This is a genomic window from Streptomyces griseoruber, from assembly GCF_001514205.1.
GTDB lineage: Bacteria > Actinomycetota > Actinomycetes > Streptomycetales > Streptomycetaceae > Streptomyces > Streptomyces griseoruber.
On sequence record NZ_KQ948778.1, the window covers coordinates 48720 to 70280 of the forward strand.

The 21561-nt window shown below is 70.6% G+C and carries 12 protein-coding genes; 8 read left to right on the plus strand and 4 right to left on the minus strand.

The features are described 5' to 3' along the window. The 6 genes from AQJ64_RS33235 to galE form a co-directional block, all read left to right on the plus strand. The coding region (locus tag AQJ64_RS33235) for an Rne/Rng family ribonuclease (protein ID WP_063808097.1) at window positions 1-3713 on the plus strand (3713 nt) is incomplete at its 5' end. 465 nt (window positions 3714-4178) lie between these two features. Beyond that, the gene (locus tag AQJ64_RS33240; RefSeq protein WP_055632576.1) at window positions 4179-5294 is read left to right on the plus strand and encodes a DegT/DnrJ/EryC1/StrS family aminotransferase; all 1116 of its coding nucleotides are present in this window, start codon (window positions 4179-4181) and stop codon (window positions 5292-5294) included. Window positions 5295-5338: 44 nt separating this feature from the next. Beyond that, the gene (locus AQJ64_RS33245) at window positions 5339-6316 is read left to right on the plus strand and encodes a Gfo/Idh/MocA family protein (protein ID WP_055632596.1); all 978 of its coding nucleotides are present in this window, start codon (window positions 5339-5341) and stop codon (window positions 6314-6316) included. Between the two features lie 33 nt (window positions 6317-6349). Next, complete coding sequence (locus AQJ64_RS33250; RefSeq protein ID WP_055632577.1) at window positions 6350-8002, plus strand: glycosyltransferase family 2 protein; 1653 nt, start codon at window positions 6350-6352, stop codon at window positions 8000-8002. A 9-nt stretch (window positions 8003-8011) separates the two neighbouring features. Then, the gene (locus AQJ64_RS33255) at window positions 8012-9295 is read left to right on the plus strand and encodes a nucleotide sugar dehydrogenase (RefSeq protein WP_055632578.1); all 1284 of its coding nucleotides are present in this window, start codon (window positions 8012-8014) and stop codon (window positions 9293-9295) included. Between the two features lie 75 nt (window positions 9296-9370). Next, complete coding sequence (galE, locus tag AQJ64_RS33260) at window positions 9371-10336, plus strand: UDP-glucose 4-epimerase GalE (protein ID WP_055632579.1); 966 nt, start codon at window positions 9371-9373, stop codon at window positions 10334-10336. Between the two features lie 163 nt (window positions 10337-10499). Here the strand turns inward: galE and AQJ64_RS33265 are convergent, their stop codons facing one another. From AQJ64_RS33265 to AQJ64_RS33280, 4 genes are all read right to left on the minus strand, one after another. Further along, the gene (locus tag AQJ64_RS33265) at window positions 10500-12644 is read right to left on the minus strand and encodes a glycosyltransferase family protein (protein ID WP_055632580.1); all 2145 of its coding nucleotides are present in this window, start codon (window positions 12642-12644) and stop codon (window positions 10500-10502) included. Next, window positions 12641-13885 (minus strand): glycosyltransferase, encoded by a 1245-nt coding sequence (locus AQJ64_RS33270; protein WP_206189639.1) that lies wholly within the window; start codon window positions 13883-13885, stop codon window positions 12641-12643. Before AQJ64_RS33270 ends, AQJ64_RS33265 begins: the two co-directional genes overlap by 4 nt. Before the next feature lie 190 nt (window positions 13886-14075). Continuing rightward, window positions 14076-15179: a non-hydrolyzing UDP-N-acetylglucosamine 2-epimerase gene (gene wecB, locus AQJ64_RS33275; protein WP_055632582.1), complete on the minus strand. Its 1104-nt coding sequence runs from the start codon at window positions 15177-15179 to the stop codon at window positions 14076-14078. Between the two features lie 163 nt (window positions 15180-15342). Continuing rightward, on the minus strand, window positions 15343-15945 hold the full coding sequence (locus tag AQJ64_RS33280) for an acyltransferase (protein WP_055632583.1): 603 nt from the start codon (window positions 15943-15945) through the stop codon (window positions 15343-15345). 444 nt (window positions 15946-16389) lie between these two features. Here AQJ64_RS33280 and AQJ64_RS33285 point away from each other — a divergent pair, with 444 nt between their 5' ends. Both AQJ64_RS33285 and AQJ64_RS33290 read left to right on the plus strand, forming a co-directional pair. Further along, the gene (locus AQJ64_RS33285; RefSeq protein WP_055632584.1) at window positions 16390-17835 is read left to right on the plus strand and encodes a hypothetical protein; all 1446 of its coding nucleotides are present in this window, start codon (window positions 16390-16392) and stop codon (window positions 17833-17835) included. A gap of 140 nt (window positions 17836-17975) precedes the next feature. Further along, a complete protein-coding gene (locus tag AQJ64_RS33290) occupies window positions 17976-21548 on the plus strand; it encodes a LamG domain-containing protein (protein WP_157880862.1) in 3573 nt (1190 codons plus the stop codon). Window positions 21549-21561 lie beyond the last annotated feature (13 nt).

A 21561-nucleotide genomic window follows, 5' to 3' on the forward strand; every position in this document is an offset into this window, starting at 1 on the left:
CGCCGGTGGCTGCCGCTGCCGAGGTGGAGGCTGTGGCGGAGGTCACCGAGGAGGCCGCTGCCGCGCCGCGTACCCGTCGCCGGGCCACGCGTCGGGCGTCGGCGCCCGCCGGTGCTCCGGCTCCGGCCGAGGCCACGGTGAGCGATGAGACGGAGACGTCCGGCGTGGCCGAGACGCCCGCCGAGGCCCCGGCCACCGCCGCGGAGGTCTCCGAGGAGGCCGCGCCCGCGCCGCGTAGCCGTCGCCGGGCCACCCGCCGGGTGACCGCGCCCGCCGGTGCCGCCGCCGAGGGCGAGGCCGAGCCGGCCGTGACCGTCGTGACCGAGGCCGCCGCCGAGCCTGCCGCTGCCGAGGTGAAGGCCCCCGAGGCCGCCGCCCAGGCCCCGGCGGTCGAGGCCACCACCCGTGCCCCGGCCGTCTCCGAGGCCCCCGCCGACGAGGAAGCCGGTACGCGACGGGCCCGTCGGCGCGTCGTGCGCCGGGCCGCCGGTGGCTTCTCCGAGCCCGCGCCCGCGCAGAACGGCGAGGGCGACGCGCCGCGCCGGCCCGCGCGGCCCGCGGTCGCCGTGTTCCAGGCGCCCGTGTTCGCCGAGCCGCAGTTCCAGACGCCGCAGCGCGCCGCCGCCGAGGCTGCCGCCGCGTCCGCCGAGGAGCCGGCCGAGGCCGAGGAGACCGAGGAGCTTCCCACCGAGGAGCTTCCCGCCGAGGAGCAGGCCGGCTCGCGCCGACGCCGTCGTCGCCGGGGCGCCGCCTTCGCCGAGGAGACCGAGGCCGCCGTGCGGACCGGGACCGCGCCTGCCGCGGAGGCGGCGGACGAGACCGAGCCGGAGGAGGCCGACGAGGCCGCCGAGGACGGGGTCGAGGGCGACGAGGACGGCGAGGAGACCGGTTCGCGCCGTCGCCGTCGCCGCGGTGGGCGTCGTCGCCGCCGGGGCGAGGCCGCCGACGGCGACGACGGCGTGGACGCCGAGTCCGACGAACTCGCCGCCGAGCAGGCCGAGCAGGACGCCGAGGACACGGCCGAGCAGAATGAAGAGGACGCCGAGGACGCCGAGGACGAGGCCGGCGGCTCCACCGCGGGCAGCCGTCGCCGGCGCCGCCGCCGTCGTCGCGCCGGAGACAGCGGCGCCGACACCGAGCCCGGCGACGGCGACCCCGAGCGGACCGTCGTCAAGGTCCGTGAGCCCCGCAAGCCCGCCGAGCCCTCCGACGAGGTGCAGTCCATCAAGGGCTCCACGCGTCTGGAGGCCAAGAAGCAGCGCCGCCGCGAAGGCCGTGAGCAGGGCCGCCGACGCGTCCCGATCATCACCGAGGCCGAGTTCCTGGCCCGCCGCGAGGCCGTCGAGCGCGTGATGGTCGTCCGCCAGAGCGGCGAGCGCACGCAGATCGGCGTCCTGGAGGACGGCGTGCTCGTCGAGCACTACGTCAACAAGGAGCAGTCGACCTCGTACGTCGGCAACGTCTACCTGGGCAAGGTCCAGAACGTGCTGCCGTCGATGGAGGCCGCGTTCATCGACATCGGCAAGGGCCGCAACGCCGTCCTGTACGCCGGTGAGGTCAACTTCGAGGCGCTCGGCATGGCCAACGGACCGCGCCGTATCGAGTCCGCGCTGAAGTCCGGGCAGTCCGTGCTCGTCCAGGTGACCAAGGACCCGATCGGACACAAGGGCGCCCGGCTGACCAGCCAGGTCTCCCTCCCGGGCCGCTACCTCGTGTACGTCCCCGAGGGCTCGATGACCGGCATCAGCCGCAAGCTGCCCGACACCGAGCGGGCCCGGCTGAAGACGATCCTGAAGAAGATCGTCCCCGACGACGCGGGCGTCATCGTGCGCACCGCCGCCGAGGGTGCGAGCGAGGACGAGCTGCGCCGTGACGTCGAGCGCCTCCAGTCGCAGTGGGAGGACATCCAGAAGAAGTCCAGGAACGGCGGCAGCTCGAACGCGCCGTCGCTGCTGTACGGCGAGCCGGACATGACCGTCCGGGTCGTCCGCGACATCTTCAACGAGGACTTCTCCAAGGTCGTCGTCAGCGGCGACGACGCCTGGTCGACCATCCACGGGTACGTCTCGCACGTCGCGCCCGACCTGGCCGAGCGGCTGTCGAAGTGGACCTCCGAGGTCGACGTCTTCGCCACGTACCGGATCGACGAGCAGCTCGCCAAGGCGCTGGACCGCAAGGTCTGGCTGCCCAGCGGCGGTTCGCTGGTGATCGACCGGACCGAGGCGATGGTCGTCGTCGACGTCAACACCGGCAAGTTCACCGGCCAGGGCGGCAACCTGGAGGAGACGGTCACCAGGAACAACCTGGAGGCGGCCGAGGAGATCGTGCGTCAGCTGCGGCTGCGCGACCTCGGCGGCATCATCGTGATCGACTTCATCGACATGGTGCTGGAGTCCAACCGGGACCTGGTGCTGCGCCGCCTGCTGGAGTGCCTGGGCCGCGACCGTACGAAGCACCAGGTCGCCGAGGTGACCTCGCTGGGCCTCGTGCAGATGACCCGCAAGCGGGTGGGCCAGGGTCTGCTGGAGTCCTTCTCCGAGACCTGCGTCCACTGCAACGGCCGCGGTGTCATCGTCCACATGGAGCAGCCCACCTCCCTCGGTGGCGGCGGCAAGCGCAAGAAGCGCGGCCGGGGCGGCGACGCCCACGAGCACGAGCACGAGGCCGTGGCCGTCGAGACCGCCGAGCCGCTGGTGGGCGTCGAGGAGGAGGCCGAGAGCGAGGCCGAGGTCGCCGCCGAGCTGGCCGAGCCGGTCGCGCTGACGCCCCCGGAGTTCGCCCCGGACGAGGAGCTGTACAGCAGCGTCGCCGAGGCGGAGGCCGCGGCCACCCGTGGGCGCGGCCGTCGGAGGGCGAGCCGCCGGGCGTCCGCTCCGGCCGGTGCGCCGAGGGGCGCCGGGCGCCGGGGAGGCCGTGGCGAGGTGTTCGCCGCGGAGGAGCCGGCCGAGGAGCTCGACGAGACACCCGTCGAGGTGTCTGTCGAGGCAGCCGTCGAGGCACCCGTCGAGGCAGCCGTCGAGGCAGCCGTCGAGACGCCTGTCGAGGCGCTCGTGGAGGTGCCCACCGCGCAGGCCGAGCCGGTCGCCGTGGAGGCCCCCGTCGCCGAGGCACCCGCTGCCGAGGAGGCCGCGCCCAAGGGCCGTACCCGTCGTCGCGCCACCCGCAAGGTGTCCGCGCCGGCCGGTTCGCCCGCCGGTGCGGAGGCCGCCGTGGTGACGGTCGTCGAGCCCGCCGTGGAGGCCCCGGTCGCCGAGGCGGAGCCCGTCGGGGCCGAGCCGGTCGCCGAGGCCGAGCCGGTCGTCGAGAGCGCGGCCCCGGCCCGCCCGCGGCGCCGTGCCGTGCGCAAGGCCACCGCGCCGGCCGCGTCCGAGGAGACGGCCGTCGTGGTCGTCCCGTCGGCCGCGACGGAGGCCGTCGAGGCGGAGCCCGTCGCGGCCGAGGCCACGGAAGCGGAGGCCACGGAAGCGGTGGCCACCGAGGCGGAGGCCACCGAAGCCGAGGGCGTCGCCGGTGAGGAGGCCGCTCCCGCCAAGAAGACGGCCGCCCGCAAGACGGCCAAGAAGACCACGGCCAAGAAGGCCGCCACCAAGAAGACGGTGACGGCCAAGAAGACGGCCGCGAAGAAGACCGCCGCCAAGAAGACGACGGCCAAGAAGGCCGCCAAGGCGACGGTCGCGAAGAAGACGGCGGCGGCGCAGGCGACCGAGGACTGACCCTCTCACCTGCGGTGCGACCACGTCGCGGGCGTCCGGTGCGAACCGGGCGCCCGCGCCGTCGTCCGCACGCCCCCGGCTCGCCCCTCACCTCGTGTCGCACTGTGTTTACCGTAGAGTTACGCTGTGTCTTGCTTGTGATCGAGGGCACCCAGGGTGGTGGTTTCTCTGTGGTAACACTCGGGAAAATTGCCGTCCCCGTGCTGGTAACGTGCAGTCTGGTCCCGGTGGCCAAAGACATGCACACCGTGACCACAGCCGATGAGCACATCCGGTCCCCGTACCGGGTACGGCTGACTTCCCGCAAGGAACCCTCGGGGGGCGGGGTCCTGTGTACAAGCCGTCCATCCGCCCACAGGCGGCCATGGACAACCAGGGATGCGGCCGTGCTGAACATCGACATGGCCCTTCCCGACCGCATGACGTGGTGCGCCTTAGAGGTCGCCGTAGAGGAGGGGTACGTCGATGACCGACGCCCATGAGTTCATACCGGCCGCCAGACCCGTGATCGACGAGGACGAGATCGAGGCAGCGGTGCGCGTTCTGCGCAGTGGCCGGGTCGTCCAGGGTCCCGAGGTGGCCGCCTTCGAGGAGGAGTTCTCGGAGCTGGTAGACGGGCGTCACTGCGTCGCGGTCAACTCCGGCACCTCCGCCCTCCACCTGTCGCTGATGGCCCTCGGCCTCGGCCCGGGCGACGAGGTGATCGTGCCGTCCTTCTCCTTCGCGGCCTCCGCCAACGCGGTGCGGCTCGTTGGGGCCGACGTGGTCTTCGCCGACATCGACGCCGACACCTTCTGTCTGGACCCCGCCGCGGTCGAGGCGGCCATCACGCCGCGCACCGCCGCGATCATGCCGGTCCACCTGTACGGCCACCCGGCCGCGATGGACCGGATCATGGCGATCGCCGCGCAGCACGGTCTCGCCGTCGTCGAGGACGCCTGCCAGGCGCACGCCGCCGCCCTGAACGGCACCCCGGTCGGTGCCTTCGGCGCCGCGGGCACCTTCAGCTTCTACCCGACGAAGAACATGCACAGCCTCGAGGGCGGCATGATCTCCACCGGGGACGCCGAGGTCGCCCGCACCCTGCGCCTGCTGCGCAACCAGGGCATGGAGCAGCGCTACGCCAACGAGATCGTCGGCGCCAACGTCCGTATGACGGACGTCTCCGCCGCGATCGGCCGCGTCCAGCGCGGCAAGCTCGACGGCTGGACCGAGCAGCGCATCGCCAACGCCGCGTACCTCACCGAGCACATCAGCGCGCCGAACGTGGTCACGCCGAAGGTCGCCGAGGGCGCCCGGCACATCTACCACCAGTACACCGTGCGCATCCAGGGCGACCGCGAGGCCGTCATGGCCGGGCTGACCGAGGCCGGCATCGGCAACGCCGTGTACTACCCGACCCCCATCCACCGGCTGAAGCCGTACTGGGAGCCGGACCAGAAGGCGGGCCGCACCTGGGACCTGCCCGAGACCGAGCGCGCCGCCGCCGAGGTCGTGTCGCTGCCCGTGCACCCCTCGCTGTCCGCGAACGACCTCGAGCGGATCGCCGCCGCCGTGAACACGCTGGGGGAGCGGCTGTGAGCAACGGGAAGCCGCTGCGCGCGGGACTCGTCGGCCTCGGTTCCATGGGCCGTCACCACGCCCGGGTCCTGTCCGGTCTGGAGGGTGTCGACCTGGTCGGCGTCGTCGACCCGATGGGCGACAAGTTCGGCGCCGCCCAGGGCGCGCCGATCCTGGACACCGTCGAGGAACTCATCGCCCTCGGCGTCGACTACGCGGTCGTGGCCTGCCCCACCCACCTGCACGAGCAGGTCGGTCTGGCGCTCGCCGAGGCCGGGGTGTGCGCGCTCATCGAGAAGCCCGTCGCGGAGACCGTGGACGGCGCCCGCCGCCTCGTCGAGGCGTTCGAGTCCCGCTCCCTGGTCGCCGGTGTCGGCCACATCGAGCGCTGCAACCCGGCGCTGCGCTCGCTGCGCGCCCGCCTGGAGGCCGGTGAACTCGGTGACGTCTACCAGGTCGTGACCCGTCGTCAGGGCCCGTTCCCGCACCGCATCGCGGACGTCGGCGTGGTCAAGGACCTCGCCACCCACGACATCGACCTGACGGGCTGGGTGACCGGACGCGAGTACGTGTCCATCGCCGCGCACACCGTCTCCAAGAGCGGCCGTGTGCACGAGGACATGGTCTCCGCGGTGGGCCGCCTCGACGACGGCACCATGGTGAACCACCTGGTGAACTGGCTCAGCCCGCTCAAGGAGCGCTTCACCTCGGTGACCGGGGAGCGCGGCTGCTTCATCGCCGACACCCTCACCGCCGACCTGACCTTCCACTCCAACGCCGCGGTCACCACCGAGTGGGAGGCCCTCCAGGCCTTCCGCGGGGTGTCCGAGGGCGACATGATCCGGTACGCCATACCCAAGCGCGAGCCGCTGCTCGTCGAGCACGAGCTATTCCGGGACGCGGTGCTCGGCAAGGAGGCCGACATCTGCACCCTGCGCCAGGGAATGCGCACTGTTCAGGTGGCGGCCGCCGTGCTGGAGTCGGCTACACAGAACCGCAGCGTTTCCCTTCAGGTGAAGGACCTTGCAACTCATGGCAGTTGAGCATCGCCACAACGGGGGAAGTGGAGCAGGGGAATGAGTGTTGCGCCTGACGTCAGCGTGGTCGTCGCGGTGTACAACACGATGCCCTATCTGACGGAGTGCCTGAACTCCCTGATCGGGCAGAGTATCGGCCGGGAACGCCTGGAGGTCGTCGCCGTCGACGACGGCTCCACCGACGACAGCGGCCGCGAACTGGACCGGTTCGCGGCGCTGTACCCGGACACCGTCAAGGTGATCCACCAGCCGAACTCCGGCGGCCCGGCCTCACCCAGCAACCGCGCGCTGGACGTGGTCACCGGCCGTTACGTCTACTTCATCGGCTCCGACGACTACCTCGGCGAAGAGGCGCTGGAACGCATGGTGAATTGCGCCGACGCCAACGACTCGGACGTCGTTGTAGGCAAGATGGTCGGCACCAACGGCCGGTACGTGCACCAGGCGCTGTACAAGGAGAACGTCGCGGACGTCAGCCTGTACGACTCCGCGCTGCCGTTCACGCTGGCCAACACCAAGTTGTTCCGGCGGGACATGGTGGAGAAGTACCACCTGCGCTTCCCGGAGCACCTGCCCGTGGGCAGTGACCAGCCGTTCACCATCGAGGCGTGCGTGCGCGCCCGGAAGATCTCGGTGGTGGGCGACTACACCTGCTACTACGCGGTCAAGCGCGGCGACGCCAGCAACATCACCTACCGCGCCGACCATCTGGCGCGGCTGCGGGCGGCGGCCGAGATCATGGACTTCACAGCGGGTCTCGTAGAGGAGGGCCCGCAGCGCGACGCCCTGCTGCGCCGGCACTTCACCTGGGAGCTGGCCAAGCTCGTCCAGGGCGACTTCCCTTCCTTGGACCGGGAGTTGCAGCGGCAGATCTGCACCGGCATCGGCCGGCTGGCGGACGTGTACTTCACCGACGGCATCCGTGACGCCATGGACGTCAAGCGCCGGGTGCGGATCGCGCTGGCGCAGGCCGTCGCCATCGACGAGCTGTCCGAGGCGATCTCCTCGGAGGCGGAGCACGGGGCGCCCCCGTTCGTGGTGGAGGGCGAGCGCGCCTACGCCCGCTACCCGGGCTTCCGCGACCCCCGGATCGGGGTGTCCGACCGGGTCTACGAGCTGGTCGGGGAGGCCGTCCCGGGCCGCCTCGCCAAGGGCACCGTGCTGCTGGACTCCGCCTGGGACCAGCAGGGCGAGAAGCTCGCCTACACGGCGTCCGTACGGGTGCCGGTCCTGGGCGACGTCGAGGGGGCCGGTGTGGCCCTGCGCCTGGTCAAGGGCGCGATGCCCAAGTCGGCCGACAAGCCGGGCGCGCGCCGGCTGAAGCCCGGGCACGAGCTCCGGCCCGTGGTGGGCGAGATGAGGGTGGAGCCGGCCGTGCCCGGCACCGCCGCCACCGTGCTGCACGCCCGTGTCCCGCTGGAGCCGGCCACCGGCAAGTGGGGCGTGCGGGTGTACGTCGACGTGGCCGGTTCGACGTACGAGATCCCCGTGAGCGGCAGGGGACTGCCCATGCCGCTGGCCCGCAAGTGGGGGAGGGACGACGATCCGTACCGGGCGTCGGCCCTGGTCAACCCCAAGGGACGCGTGGTGGTCGACACGGCCCAGATGTACCCCCCGAAGAGGACTGTGGTCCGGCGGGCGCTGGGGGGCCTTGTCCGGAAACTGAAGTCCCGTTCCAAAAGGAAGAAGTAGCGACCCTCCATGAACATCTGTGTAGTAGCGCTCGGCAAGATCGGGCTCCCGCTGGCGGTGCAGTTCGCCTCCAAGGGCCACCGGGTCATCGGCGCGGACGTCAACGAGAAGGTCGTCGAGCTGGTCAACGCCGGTGTCGAGCCGTTCCCCGGTGAGCACGACCTCGACGTCAAGCTGAAGCAGGCCGTCGACGCCGGTCTGCTGAGCGCGACCACGGACACCGCGTCCGCGGTCGCCGAGTCCGAGGCCGTCGTCGTGGTCGTCCCGCTGTTCGTGGACGCCGAGGGCACCCCGGACTTCGGCTGGATGGACGCGGCGACCAAGGCGATCGCGCACGGCCTGAAGCCCGGCACGCTGGTCTCGTACGAGACGACCCTCCCGGTCGGCACCACCCGCACCCGCTGGGCGCCGATGCTCGCCGAGGGCTCGGGCCTGACCGCGGGCGAGGACTTCCACCTGGTCTTCTCCCCGGAGCGCGTCCTGACCGGCCGGGTCTTCGCCGACCTGCGCCGCTACCCCAAGCTGGTCGGCGGCATCGACGAGGCGTCGTCGGCCCGCGGTGTGGAGTTCTACGAGCAGGTCCTCGACTTCGACGAGCGCGCCGACCTGCCGCAGGCCAACGGGGTGTGGGACCTGGGCACCGCCGAGGCCTCCGAGCTGGCGAAGCTGGCCGAGACGACCTACCGGGACGTCAACATCGGTCTGGCGAACCAGTTCGCGCGGTTCGCGGACAGCAACGGCATCGACGTCAAGAAGGTCATCGAGGCCTGCAACTCGCAGCCGTACAGCCACATCCACCAGCCGGGCATAGCCGTCGGCGGGCACTGCATCCCGATCTACCCGCGGATGTACCTGTGGAACGACCCGTCCGCGACCGTCGTGCGCTCCGCCCGTGAGGCGAACGCGGCGATGCCGCAGTACGCGGTGGACCTGCTGGCGGCCGCCTACGGCGACCTCACCGGGGTGAACGTCCTCGTCCTGGGCGCCGCCTACCGCGGTGGTGTGAAGGAGACGGCGTTCTCGGGCGTCTTCCCGACCGTCGAGGCCCTCAAGGCGCGTGGCGCGGTCCCGTTCGTCTCGGACCCGATGTACACGGCCGAGGAGCTGGCCGCGCACGGCCTCACCCCGCATGCGGGCGAGAAGGTCACCGCGGCGATCCTCCAGGCCGACCACGCCGAGTACCGCGCCCTGACCCCGGCGGACCTGCCGGACGTCACGGTCCTGGTCGACGGGCGTCGTACGACGGACCCGGAGGCATGGAAGGGCGTCCGGCGGGTGGTCATCGGCGGCTGAGGCCGCTCGATACGGGACAGAACTCAAGGCCCCGCCCCGACGTCGGGGCGGGGCCCTTGTCAGGAAGGGCTTTGCATGACCTGGCTGATCACGGGTGGTGCCGGCTACATCGGCTCCCACGTGGTGAACGCGATGGTGGGTGCCGGTGAGCGGGTCGTGGTTCTCGACGACCTGAGCACGGGCCGTGCCGAGCGGCTGCGGGACGGTGTCGTCCTGGAGGTCGCCACGGTGCTCGACTCGAACGTGCTCGACCGGGTGCTCCGCGAGCACGCCGTCACCGGCATCGTGCACATCGCCGGAAAGAAGCAGGTCGCCGAGTCCGTGGCGCGACCGCTGTACTACTACCACGAGAACGTCGAGGGTCTGCGCACGCTGCTCGACGCCGCGGCCGAGGCCGGAGTCGGCCGTTTCCTGTTCTCCTCGTCCGCTGCCGTCTACGGCATGCCCGACGTCGACCTGGTCACGGAGAAGACGCCGTGCGCGCCCATCAACCCCTACGGTGAGACCAAGCTCGCCGGGGAGTGGCTCGTGGCGGCGGCAGGCGCTCGGTACGGCCTCGCGACGGCCTCTCTGCGCTACTTCAACGTGGCCGGGGCGGCCACGCCGGAGCTGGGTGACGACGGCGTGTTCAACCTCGTCCCCATGGTCTTCGAACGCCTCGACGAGGGGGAGGCGCCGTGGATCTTCGGTGCTGACTACCCGACGCCCGACGGGACCTGCATCCGTGACTTCATCCACGTCGAGGACATCGCCGCCGCGCATGTGGCGGCGGCCCGCAGGCTGGTGGCCGATCCCGGGGCTCGGCTGGTCCTCAACGTCGGCCGCGGCGAAGGCGTTTCGGTCGCCGAGATGATCCACATCATCGCTGAGATCACCGGCCGCGATCTCGAGCCCCGGGTCCGGGAACGCCGCCCCGGTGACCCGGCACGGGTCGTGGCGTCGGCGGACCAGGCCCGCGAGGAGCTCAACTGGACCGCGCGGCACGGCGTACGGGCCATGGTCGAGTCGGCCTGGACGGGCTGGCGGCTGCGGCATCCCTAGTCCCTGTCGTCACCTTCCCGTCTGGCGTTCGACGCCTGGCACGCTCCCCCACGACGCCACACGGCCGCCCTTCGGGCGACGACGGGAAGGTGACGAGGTGACCTGCGGAGGGCAAGGAGAAAGGGGCCCCAGGACGACTCCCGGGGCCCCTTTCCCGGGCGGCTCAGCTCTCGTCGAGGAACAGCCGCTCGAAGTGCTTCTTCACCACGGGCCAGTCCCACACCGTCAGCGCGTGCTCCGCCGCCAGCTTGCCGGCGGCACGCCAGGACTCCTCCGTGGCCGTCGCCTTCAGGAGCTTCTCGGCCGCAGCAGCGGGTGAGGGAACGACCCAGTCCTCCGGGTAGAGGGTGCGGGCGCTGTTGGGCTTGCCCGCGTAGAACGGCCAGTCGCGGACGACCGGGACGGCACCGCTGGCCGCGCCCTCCATCACACCGACGTGGCAGCCCTCGCGCACGGAGGAGCTGAGGATCGTACCGATGTCGACGAGCTTGGACGGGACGTCGTCCGTGGGGCCCAGGCGGACGACCGCGCCGGACTCCTCGAGCGGCTCCAGCAGCTCCTCGAACTGCTTGAGGTACTCCTTGGTGGCCTGGCTGGTCTTCGGATCCATGTCGCCGCCCACCAGGATCAGCCGGTAGCGCTCGTCGTGCTTGCGGACCCGCTCCAGGACGTCCACGGCCCACTTGGGGTCCTTGGCCACCTGGCTGATGCCGATCAGGCCGAGGTTGAAGCGGGCCTCGGCCGGCTTCGGCCGGTTGAAGCCCGACAGGTCCATGGCGTTGTCGACGAAGTGCATACGGGGAGCCTGCTCGCCGCGCAGCACCGGCACCAGCGATGTCGTCAGGTCCTTCACGTGCGGTGCCACGAACACGAGGTCGTCGATGCGGGAGAAGTCCGTCAGGTGCGGCCAGCGTGTGAACGCCTCGTAGCTGTGCAGGCGTACGACGATCCGGGTGTCGCCCGGGTCGATGGTGGTGAGCATGCCGGCCGGTCCGGCCGCCCACTCCAGGAAGACCGTGTCGGCCCAGTCGAGGTGAGGGCGCATCAGGCGCTCCACCTCTTCCTGATAGTCGCTGCTGCTGTCCGACAGCCGGTCCTTCAGCATCCGCGTGGCCGCCCAGGAGATGCGCTTCAGGTGCTTGTTCGCGGCCAGGTCCAGATAGCGCAGCTCGACGCCGGGGTGGTCGGCGAAGTGCGCCTTGATCAGATGCAGGAAGTTGTCGTTCGCGCTCGTCGTCACCAGCAGCCGCAGCGGGCGGTCGCCGGGCAGCGGAGCGGCGGGAACCCTGCGGCCCCGGGGACGGCTGAGCGCCTGGAACGCCTTCGACATGTGCAGAGGGGCGACGAACCCCTCGGCGTCCTTCGCCAGCGGCGAGGACAGCTGGTCGATGTGCAGCACCCGGTGGAAGTGCAGGAACAGCGCGCGGTTCAACGCTTCGGCCGCCTCGTCGGTCCCGCCCTTGGCGAACTCCGCGTCGGCGAGCGCCAGATGAGCCTTCACCGCCTTGCCGAGATCGCGGGGGCTGATGCCCTTCTTGATCTCCTGCATGACGGCCTCGTAGTAGAGGTTGGCCCGCAGGGACAGGTCCGGGATCTTCGCCGCGGCGTCCGCGAGGGTCAGCGCGGCTCCGCTGACGCGGCCCGCCCACTGCATGCCCTCTGCGACGTACCGAGAGGTCGTGGCGCGCACCTTTATGGGCATGCCGGGCGCGGTCACGGCGGAGCGCCACAGCCGGGCGCCGACGCCGGAACGCATTACGGGCCGCGGGGTCGCCGCCCGCACCAGCTGGCCGGGGAGCTGGTCCACTCCACGGCGCACGTCACGGGCGACGGCATGCAGCGGCGGCAAGAGGGAGGAACGCCGGGCCGTGGTGCCGCCCTGGGTCCGCAGTTCCTCCACTGCCTTCAGTGCGGGCGCGAGCCCGAACTTCGCGGGCGCGGTGCGGTTGTACTCGGCCAGTCGCCACACCGTGTACACGGCGCCGACGTCCAGAGCGACCAGCACGTCGGCTCTGCGGGCCCGGGAGCGCAGCCAGGAGTCCCCCTTCACCTGGATCCACTGGCGCAGCCCGCGCGGGGCCTTGCCCACCCGGCGGCGCAGTGCCTGGCTGCGGTGGTGCAGATTGCGCGGCAGCTGGTGCGCCTCGGCCACCGCGACCTTGACGAGCTCCTCGGGGACGCCCTCGGCCTCCAGGTGGAAGCTGCCCGCCAGGTGCACGCGGGCACCCTGGGCGTTCAACTTGGCCACCGCGTCGGCGAGCACGCCGAACTGCGGCCGGGAGGTGGCGACGAGCAGGACTTCGGTCACTTGGCGAGCTCCTCGACAAGGTTCTTGACGGCGACGGACATCAGCGCCTCACGAGTGAACTGGTCAGCGTGGGCCATCGCGTCGGCGTGCTCCTCGTCGGTCGTCTCCACGGCCATGTGGGCGGCCTTGACGAATGATTCCGTCAGGCCTGCCTCGTCGATGCCCGGAGCGCCCGTCCACAGCGGATGCCCCTTCAGCACATTGGATGCGTCGTGCTCGACTGCGTGCGCCGATACGATCGGCAGCCCGGTCGCCATGTACTCGTACACCTTGCCGGAGGTGACGTACCGGCCGCCGATGAGGACCAGCACCATGGCGTCCCAGCGGGCGTAGACGTCGGCGACCTCGGCCTTGGCGGCGGGACCGCCGTAGAGGACGCCGTCGGCCTCGGCCTCCTTGAGGATCTCGGCGTGCCGGTTCGCCCCGCGGTTGGCTCCGTTGCCGATGTGGCCACGCAGTTCGAAGCGGGCGTTCGCCAGCAGCGGCTCCTTCGCCCGAGCGGCCCGCCAGGCGTTCAGGACGGTCTCCAGGTGCTGAACGGTGAAGTTGACCGTGCCGAGGTAGCCGAAGACCAGACCGGACTCGGGGTCGGGGTTGTGCACGCGGCCCGGCGAGCTGTCCGCGTCGTAGCCGTTGCGGACGACGTGCACGCGATCGGCGAACTCCGGGTACCGCTTGCGGTAGTGCTCGGCGATGGGATCGTTGACCACCCACAGGGACACCGCTTGGTCGAGGACCTTCTTCTCCCAGCGGCCCTCCTCGGAGTCACGGGCGAACGCCTCGACGCCGTCGATGACGTCGATGGACCAGCCGTCGCGGAAGTCCACCGCGTAGGGGACCTTCGCCTCCTCCCACAGCTTCCAGGCCGCGGCGAGGTTCACGTACGGAACGCAGCTGGCCAGCAGCAGGTCCGCCGGCTGCTTGCGGTGGATGCGCAGCACGGCCTGCTCCAGGTCGTCGCGCCACTCGCCGAAGTTGGGCTCGGGGAAGGCCTGGGTCTGACGGCGGCGGAGTTCGGAGACCCAGCCGTGGGGGTCCAGGGCACGCGCCTCGTCGTAGAGGCGGATGTCGGTCTCCAGGTCTTCGCGGACCAGCGGCAGTTCCTCGATCTTCACCCTGGGGTCGACCTGCTCGAGCAGGGAGAGGTCGATGCCGGAGTCGAGTTCCCACGACTCCCGGGCGATGTTGACGACTGTGACGTCCCAGCCGGCCTTGGCGAACTGGTTGGCGGTTTCACGCATCCGGTACGTGGAGCTCTTGGCGGCTGGTGGAAATCCGATGGCGAGGTAGATGACGTGGGGTCGTCTGCCCTTCGCAGGCGACGCGGGCGAGGGAGCGGATGACATAGCGATTGACGCTAGCACGCTGATGTGTACAGGCTGTGGGACGTGCGTGACCGACGGTGTGCGCCGGTCGCCTCCCGAGGCCGCATCAGCCGCGCCGGCTGCCCCCCTTCGCTTCTTCCATGAGGCGGATGACGTTACGTGCCGCGGTGCCGTTGCCGTACGGGGTGCCCGGGTCGTTCGTCGGCACGGGACGGATCACCGTCTCGGCCCACTCCTGCGGCGACGGGCTGTGCGGGTCGGGAACGAGGACGTTCCACCCCGTGGCGACGGTCTCCACCCACTCCGTCTCCGGACGGACGGTGGTGCAGATGCGTTCCAGCAGGAACGCCTCCTTCTGTAGACCGCCCGAGTCGGTGACCACACCGACGGAGGCGAGGACGGCGGCGACCAGGCTCGCGTAGGGCAGCGGGCGGCCGACGTGAAGGTTGCCCTGCGCCAGGTCGATGCCGTGCTCCTCGGCACGGGCCACCAGGCGCGGGTGGGCGGCGAGCGCCACCGGCACCGGCAGCTTGGCCAGCGAGCCGACGATCGCGGCGAGCCGCTCGGGATCGTCGGTGTTGTCCGGGCGGTGCAGGGTCGCCAGCAGGAACGGCTGCGCCGGGTCGATGCCCTCGGGCAACTCGGGAGCCGGGAACTCACCGGCCCGCACCTGGTCGCGGATGCGCAGGCAGATGTCGACCATCACATCGCCGGCCAGGCGGGTGCGCTCGGCGAGGCCCTCGTTGGCGAGGTGGCGTACGGCCTCCTCGGTCGGGGCCAGCAGCAGATCGGCGCAGTGGTCGGTGAGGACGCGGTTGTGCTCCTCGGGCATGCGCCGGTTGAAAGAGCGCAGACCCGCTTCCAGATGAGCGACCGGCAGATGCATCTTCACCGCGGACAGTGCCCCGGCGATGGTCGAGTTGGTGTCGCCGTAGACGAGCACCCAGTCCGGCTGCTCGCGCTCGAGCACCGGGTCGAGCGCGGAGAGCACGGCGCCGGTCTGCACGCCGTGGCTGCCGGAACCGACGCCGAGGTGGACGTCGGGGTCGGGGATGCCGAGGCCGGAGAAGAAGACGTCGGAGAGATCGGCGTCATAGTGCTGCCCCGTGTGCACGATGACGTGCTCATGGTCCGTCTCGGTGAAGGCCGCCGCGATGGGGGCGAGCTTCACCAGCTGAGGGCGGGCACCGACGATGCTGACTACTTTCACAGAGCAACTCTTCTTCTGGGATGGGCTTGGGTCTGCTGGGGCGGTTTCGGGCAGGGAAATGGCTGGCAAAATATTGGACGCGTCAGATCCATGGCAGGTTGCGCTCGGAGCGGCGCATCGTGTCCGCATCGTGATCGGAAACACGGGTGGACCGGGGGGGGCGTCAGACGCCGCGCTCGACCAGCACGCCGTTCTTCTCCTCGTGGAGGGAGCCGGTCCGCGGACACTCCCAGACACCCGGCTCGTCCGCCCGCTCGACCAGCCGTACTCCGGCCCGCCCGACCCAGCCGATCCGACGGGCGGGAACTCCGACGACCAGGGCGAAGTCGGGCACGTCCTTGGTCACGACCGAGCCCGCGGCGACCATGGCCCATCGGCCGATGGTGAGCGGCGCCACGCAGACCGCGCGGGCGCCGATCGAGGCACCGTCGAGGATCTTCACACCGACGGCCTCCCAGTCGCCGCTGCGCTTCTGCTTGCCGTCGGGGTCCACGGAACGCGGGTTGTGGTCGTTGGTGAGGACCACGGCCGGGCCGATGAAGACACCGCTGCCCAGCTCGGCGGGCTCGTAGACGAGCGCATAGTTCTGAAGCTTGCAATTGTCGCCCATGCGTACGCCGGAGCCGACATACGCGCCCCGGCCGATCACGCAGCCCTCACCGAGACGGGCGTCCTCGCGGATCTGCGCGAGGTCCCAGACACTGCTGCCGGCCCCGATCTCGGCGCTCTCGTCGACCTGCGCGCTGGGCTGGACCCTGTAGTTCACTTCTTCGCCTTCCGGTGCCCGGTGTCCGGGCTTCGGGGTTCGGGGTTAGTTCGCAGCATACGGGCCGACGGCGAGCGGGCCGTGCGAGTGGGGAGCGGATGCCCGGCGGCGGCTACCTACGGAGCGACGTACGGGATCTATGTGACTGATGTCACGTCTCGTGGCGCGGAAACGGCTATTGCATGCACACGTCACGCAACGGGATGATCGCTTGAAGCTCTTTAGCTTCTCTTTACGGACCGCTTGTCGTGGGGTGGGAGAGCGGCGGGGCGAAGAAGGGAAGCCGGGCTTTCAGCCTGGGTGTAAGGGGCATGCACGCGCGCGGCGTGGCAGAACCGCGGGGGGAGAGAATTCGTGCTGGTAAACGGCGGGTGGCGGCGCAGTGTCGCCGGGGCGCTGGCGACGGCGTTACTCGGGTTGGGAGTGGGCGGAGGTAGCCAAGCGGTGGCTGCGGCCGCGTGTGCGGGCGGCACGCCCTCCGATTTCAACGGTGATGGCATCGCAGACACCGCCATCGCCGACCCCGACGCCACTGTGTCGGGCAAGGAGCGTGCAGGGCTGGTCCACATCGTGCTGGGCGGCGGCAAGGGAGTCGTCGAGATCTCCCAGGACACGGCGAACGTATCCGATGGAGCCGAGGCGGGGGATCGCTTCGGGTTTTCGCTCGCGGTGTACGACGCGGACAAGGACGGGTGCAGCGATCTGGCTGTCGGTATCCCGTACGAGGATGTCGGCACCGTCGTGGACGCCGGCTACGTCCAGATCATCTACGGCTCGGCCACCGCGGTGGGTTCGGAGGTTCCCAGCAGGGGCTTCATCCAGGGCGAGACACAGCCGCTGGGCGGAGGTCCCGAGCCCGGCGACTGGCTCGGTTACGCGGTGGGGGCGGGCACCTCGACGACGGGCATTCCCTACCTGGTCATCGGTGTCCCCGGCGAGGATGGGGCCGCAGGTACCGACATGGGTCTGTTCGGCTATGTCTACGGGACCTCGTACGCAGCGGTGAACGTGTCCCAGGGCAGCGCCGGGGTGTGGGAGGACGAGGAGGCGTACGACCGTTTCGGCGCATCTATCGCGGCCACGGACCGGTTCTTCGTGGTGGGCGCACCCGGTGAGAGCGTGGGTACGGTCGGCTTCGCGGGCGGTCTCCAGGCGTTTCGGCCGGTCATCAACACGGAGGGCATCCCCGATCCGATCTTCGGTATGGGCCAGAACCGTGTTGTCTCGGACGACACCACCGCCGAGACGGACGACCAGTACGCCACCGCCCTCGCGCTGGCACCCTACCGCCCGTCTGGAGCGGCCACCGTCACGGACGCCATCCTCGCCGTTGGCGTACCGGGCGAGGACGTGGGCACCGTCGCCGACTCCGGAGGGGTGGAGATCTACCACATCGCGGCAGACGGCACGGTCACCCTCCTCAACTGGATCGAACAGAACGTCGACGGTGTCGACGGCGACGCCGAGACCGGTGACTACTTCGGACAGCGGCTCGCCGCGGTGAACACCGCCACGAACGTGGTGAGTACGGCTACGACGATGCGTCTCGCAGTGGGCGTGCCTGGCGAGGAGTCGACGGCGGGCGCCCCGGAGGCGGGAGGCGTCCAGTTCTTCTCCCTGCTGGGAGCGCCCGGTGCCGCGGACTCGTGGATCGAGCCCGGCGCCGGCATTCCCGCCGGCCCGTCGGCCCGGACGTACGCGGGCATCAGCCTGGCCGCCGGCACGTCCCTGCTGTACGTGGGTGTTCCCTACGGTCCGGCTGCGGGGCGTGCGGTGTACGGCTTCCCGTGGAACGCGGCCTCGGGCAGCGCGCCTGCACAGACCTGGAAGCCGGGTGTGGGCGGTATACCCGCGGCGGGGGCGGCGGCCTTCGGCGCGACGGTCCGCTGACGCGACGACGGACTGGGACAGTCAGCCGATGAGAACACCAGAAGTGGGGGGCGAGGGTGCTCGCTTTGCAGCGGCGCCGGAACCTGGCGCGCGGGGCGATCGTGACCGTGACGGCAGGTGCCGTGTTCACAGCAGGGCTCGTGGGGCTACCCGCGAGCGGTCCGGCCTCGATCAAGGAAGCGGCCGCCGTCTCGGAGAGCGAGGCGTCCAGCGACGGCAAGGCCCTCTCCGAGGAAACGGCCCAGGCGGAGGCAGCCGAGGCCGGGAAGCAGGTCGAGGCCCTCAACCTGCGCACCGAGCGCAGCGAGACCCTGGCCAACCCCGACGGCACCTTCACGCTCCGGGAGTACGTCCAGCCCGTACGCGTGTTCAAGAACGGTAAGTGGGCGTCGCTCGACACCACGCTCGTTCGGACAGCCAACGGGACCTGGACCCCCAAGGCGTCGACTGCCGACATGGCGTTCTCCAACGGCGGCGACGGCCCGTTCGCGACCCTGGACCGGGCCGGCAAGCAGATGTCCCTCAGCTGGCCCGGGGGCGCGCTGCCTGAGCCGGAGGTCGAGGGAAGCACGGTTACCTACGCAGACGTGCTCCCCGACGTCGACCTGACGGTCACCGCGGACACCGACGGCTTCTCGCACCTCCTCGTCGTCAAGACGGCTGAGGCGGCGGAGAACCCACTGCTGAGCGAGATCAGCCTGCCCGTCACGACCCAGGGCGTGCAGGTTCGGACCCAGTCGGGCGGCGGCCTCGTCGCCGTGGACGAGGGCTCGGACGGACCGGTGTTCGAGGCGGCGCAGCCTCAGATGTGGGACTCGGCGGGGACCTCCGGTCCGCAGAGCGGTGCACGTGTGAGCGGGGGCAAGATCGACCCGGCCCGGGGTCGTGGAGAGGATCTCAGGGAGGGGCCGGGAGAAGGCTCCCGTGTCTCCCCGGTGAAGGTGGGCTTCCGTAAGGGCGCGATGGTACTCACGCCGGACAAGAAGCTGCTGAAGTCTGCGACGTACCCCTTGTACATCGACCCGGTGACCAAGACCTATACACGTTCCGGCTGGACGATGGTCTCCTCGCACTTCCCCGAAGCGGAGTTCTGGAAGTTCTCCGACCACGAGGGCGTCGGCCGCTGCCCCGCCGACATCTCCGCGCTCTGCGCGGGCCCTGACGACAGGAAGCGTCAGTTCTACGCGATCCCGACCGGGTCGCTCGCGGGGAAGGACATCATCGAAGCGGACTTCGCGATCACCCTCGCGAACGCCTACAACGGCACTGCCCGTTCGGTTGTCCTGTCCCGGGTCAACAGCACCAGTGCGGCCGCGATCAGTTCCGCCACGAACTGGAGCAACCAACCCTCGGTCAAGAAGACGATCACGAGCGCGTCCACGACGGCCAGGGCCGGGTCCTGCACCGCGACGAACCAGAACCTCCGCTTCAACGTGGCCTCCGCGGTGCAGCAGGCCGCGGACAGCGGCTGGGCCACGACCACGTTCCGGCTCGCGTCCTCCGAGGAGTCCAGCTACGCCTACTGGAACCGCTTCTGCGGCAACGGCCAGCTCGAGGTGAAGTACAACCGGCTTCCCCCGCAGCCCTCCAGGGCCGAGATGAGCATCTCGCCCGGCGGCAAGTGCGTGACCGGCTCGGCACGCCCGTACGTGGACACCCCGCCGACGATGACGGCGGTCATCCGAGACTACGACCACAACGACGTGGCTGGTAAAGCCGAGACGCTGCGCGCCGAGTTCATCCTGACGCGCTACGACTCCGCCACGGCGAAGTGGATCCAGGTGCCGTCGTTCGTCACCAACCCGAAGAGCACCTACTCCGACCCGGCCAACAGCCAGACGGGTATGGCGAAGTTCTCCGCGAAGGCCGGTCTCACGGGGACCGCCGACTCCCCCGGGTCTTACACGCTGCTGGAGAACGTCATCTACGCGTGGCAGGTCCGCGGAAGTGACGGGCAGGGCTGGGGCCCCTGGAGCAGTGCGCCACCCCAGGCCTGCGAGTTCATCCTCGACAAGACGACGCCTGCCGCTCCGAAGGTCGTCTCGACCGAGTACCCGGACGACGACGCTCCGCATGCCGGCGTGGGCGACTACGGCACGTTCACCTTCACGTCGACCTCGACCGATGTCGTGTCGTACCGCTACGAGTTCCAGGACGGCACGAACGGTTCCGTGACCGCGGCGTCGGGCACGGGCCGGCCGGGAACCCTGCGCTGGGCGCCCACCACGTCGGGTACGCAGACGCTGACGGTCACGTCGGTCGACGCGGCCGGCAAGTCCGCCCAGAGTCTGGCGGGACACAGCTTCGTCGTCACCAACGGGCGGGCCCCCGCGTCCGCGTGGAAGCTGGACGACCCGGCGACCGCGACGGCGGCAGCGGGACGGGCGGGTGATCCGCCAGCCGCGAAAGGTGACGGCGTCACCTTCGGGGTGACGAACCTGGGTGACATGAAGGCCAGGATCGCGACCTCGTTCAACGGATCGCAGGACGCCCACCTGTCCACGTCGACTCCGGTGGTGGACACCTCCAAGTCCTTCTCCGTGTCCCTCTGGGCCTACCTTCCCGAACTGCCTACCCGCGACATGACGTTGGTCAGCCAGGACGGTACGGCCGAGCCCGGCTTCGCGCTGGGGTACGACGGAGCGACCCAGAAGTGGGAGTTCCGCTTCCCCGACTCCGGTATGGACGCGCTCGGCGAGTGGCGGGTTCTGGACAGCACGAAGGTGGTCGCCAACCTCTGGGTGAACCTGGCCGCCGCCTATGACGCCGACCAGCACACCCTGACCCTCTACAAGGGCGGCAAGGCCGTGGGCACGCCCGTGCAGCGCCGTACGTCGTGGAACGCCACCGGTGGGTTGCAGATGGGCCGGTCCCTCGCGCTGTCGGGCTACACGAACCACCTCAAGGGCTCGCTGTCCTCGGTGCAGGTGTACGACCGTCTACTGTCCGCGGAGGAGCTGGCCACCGCGAGCGAGGCCGATCCGGAGCAGGTCGGGTACTGGCCGCTCGACGAGGCGACGGACGGGGTGTCGCCCGAGGCGGGTGGCGGGGCAGGACTTGCGCTCTCCGGGGGTGCCTCCGTGTACCAGGTGGCGGACGCCGTGTGCGACGAGCTGGACCCGACCTGCACGACTGTTCCAGCCGCACCGTTGTGGGGTGACGGCCACCTCCAACTGGATGGCACGAGCGGCTTCGCCGAGCGGGGTTCGGGGCTGTTCGCGGCCCAGGGAAGCTTCGCAGTCGCGGCGCGGGCCCGGCTGGCGTCGGCCGACCCGGGCAAGGACCAGACGGTGTTCGCCCTGTCCGGGGTGAACGGCCAGGCGGCGGTCGTCCGTTACTCGCAGGCCACCAAGCGCTGGCAGCTGTCGGTGACGGACCGGGATGCCGCTGACGCGACCGTGGCGACACCCGCGGGCCCGGATTCGATGCCGTCACCGAGTGCCGAGAACTCCGGCGACCACCTGATCCTGGCCTACGACGCGGTCTTCGGCGAAGTGAAGCTCTACGTCAACGGTCAGCTGAGCGGGGTCGAGACACTGTGGCCCAACACCTGGGACTTCTCCACCGTCGGCATCCAGGTGGGCCGGTCGCTGACCGGCTCCACGGGAAGCGCATTCTTCTCCGGCGCACTTGACGAGGTCAGTGCCTACCAGGGCGTCGTCGACCAGTACCGAGCCGTGCGGATCTCCGCCGGTGTCGGTGACGCCACCTAGCAGGACAGCGGTC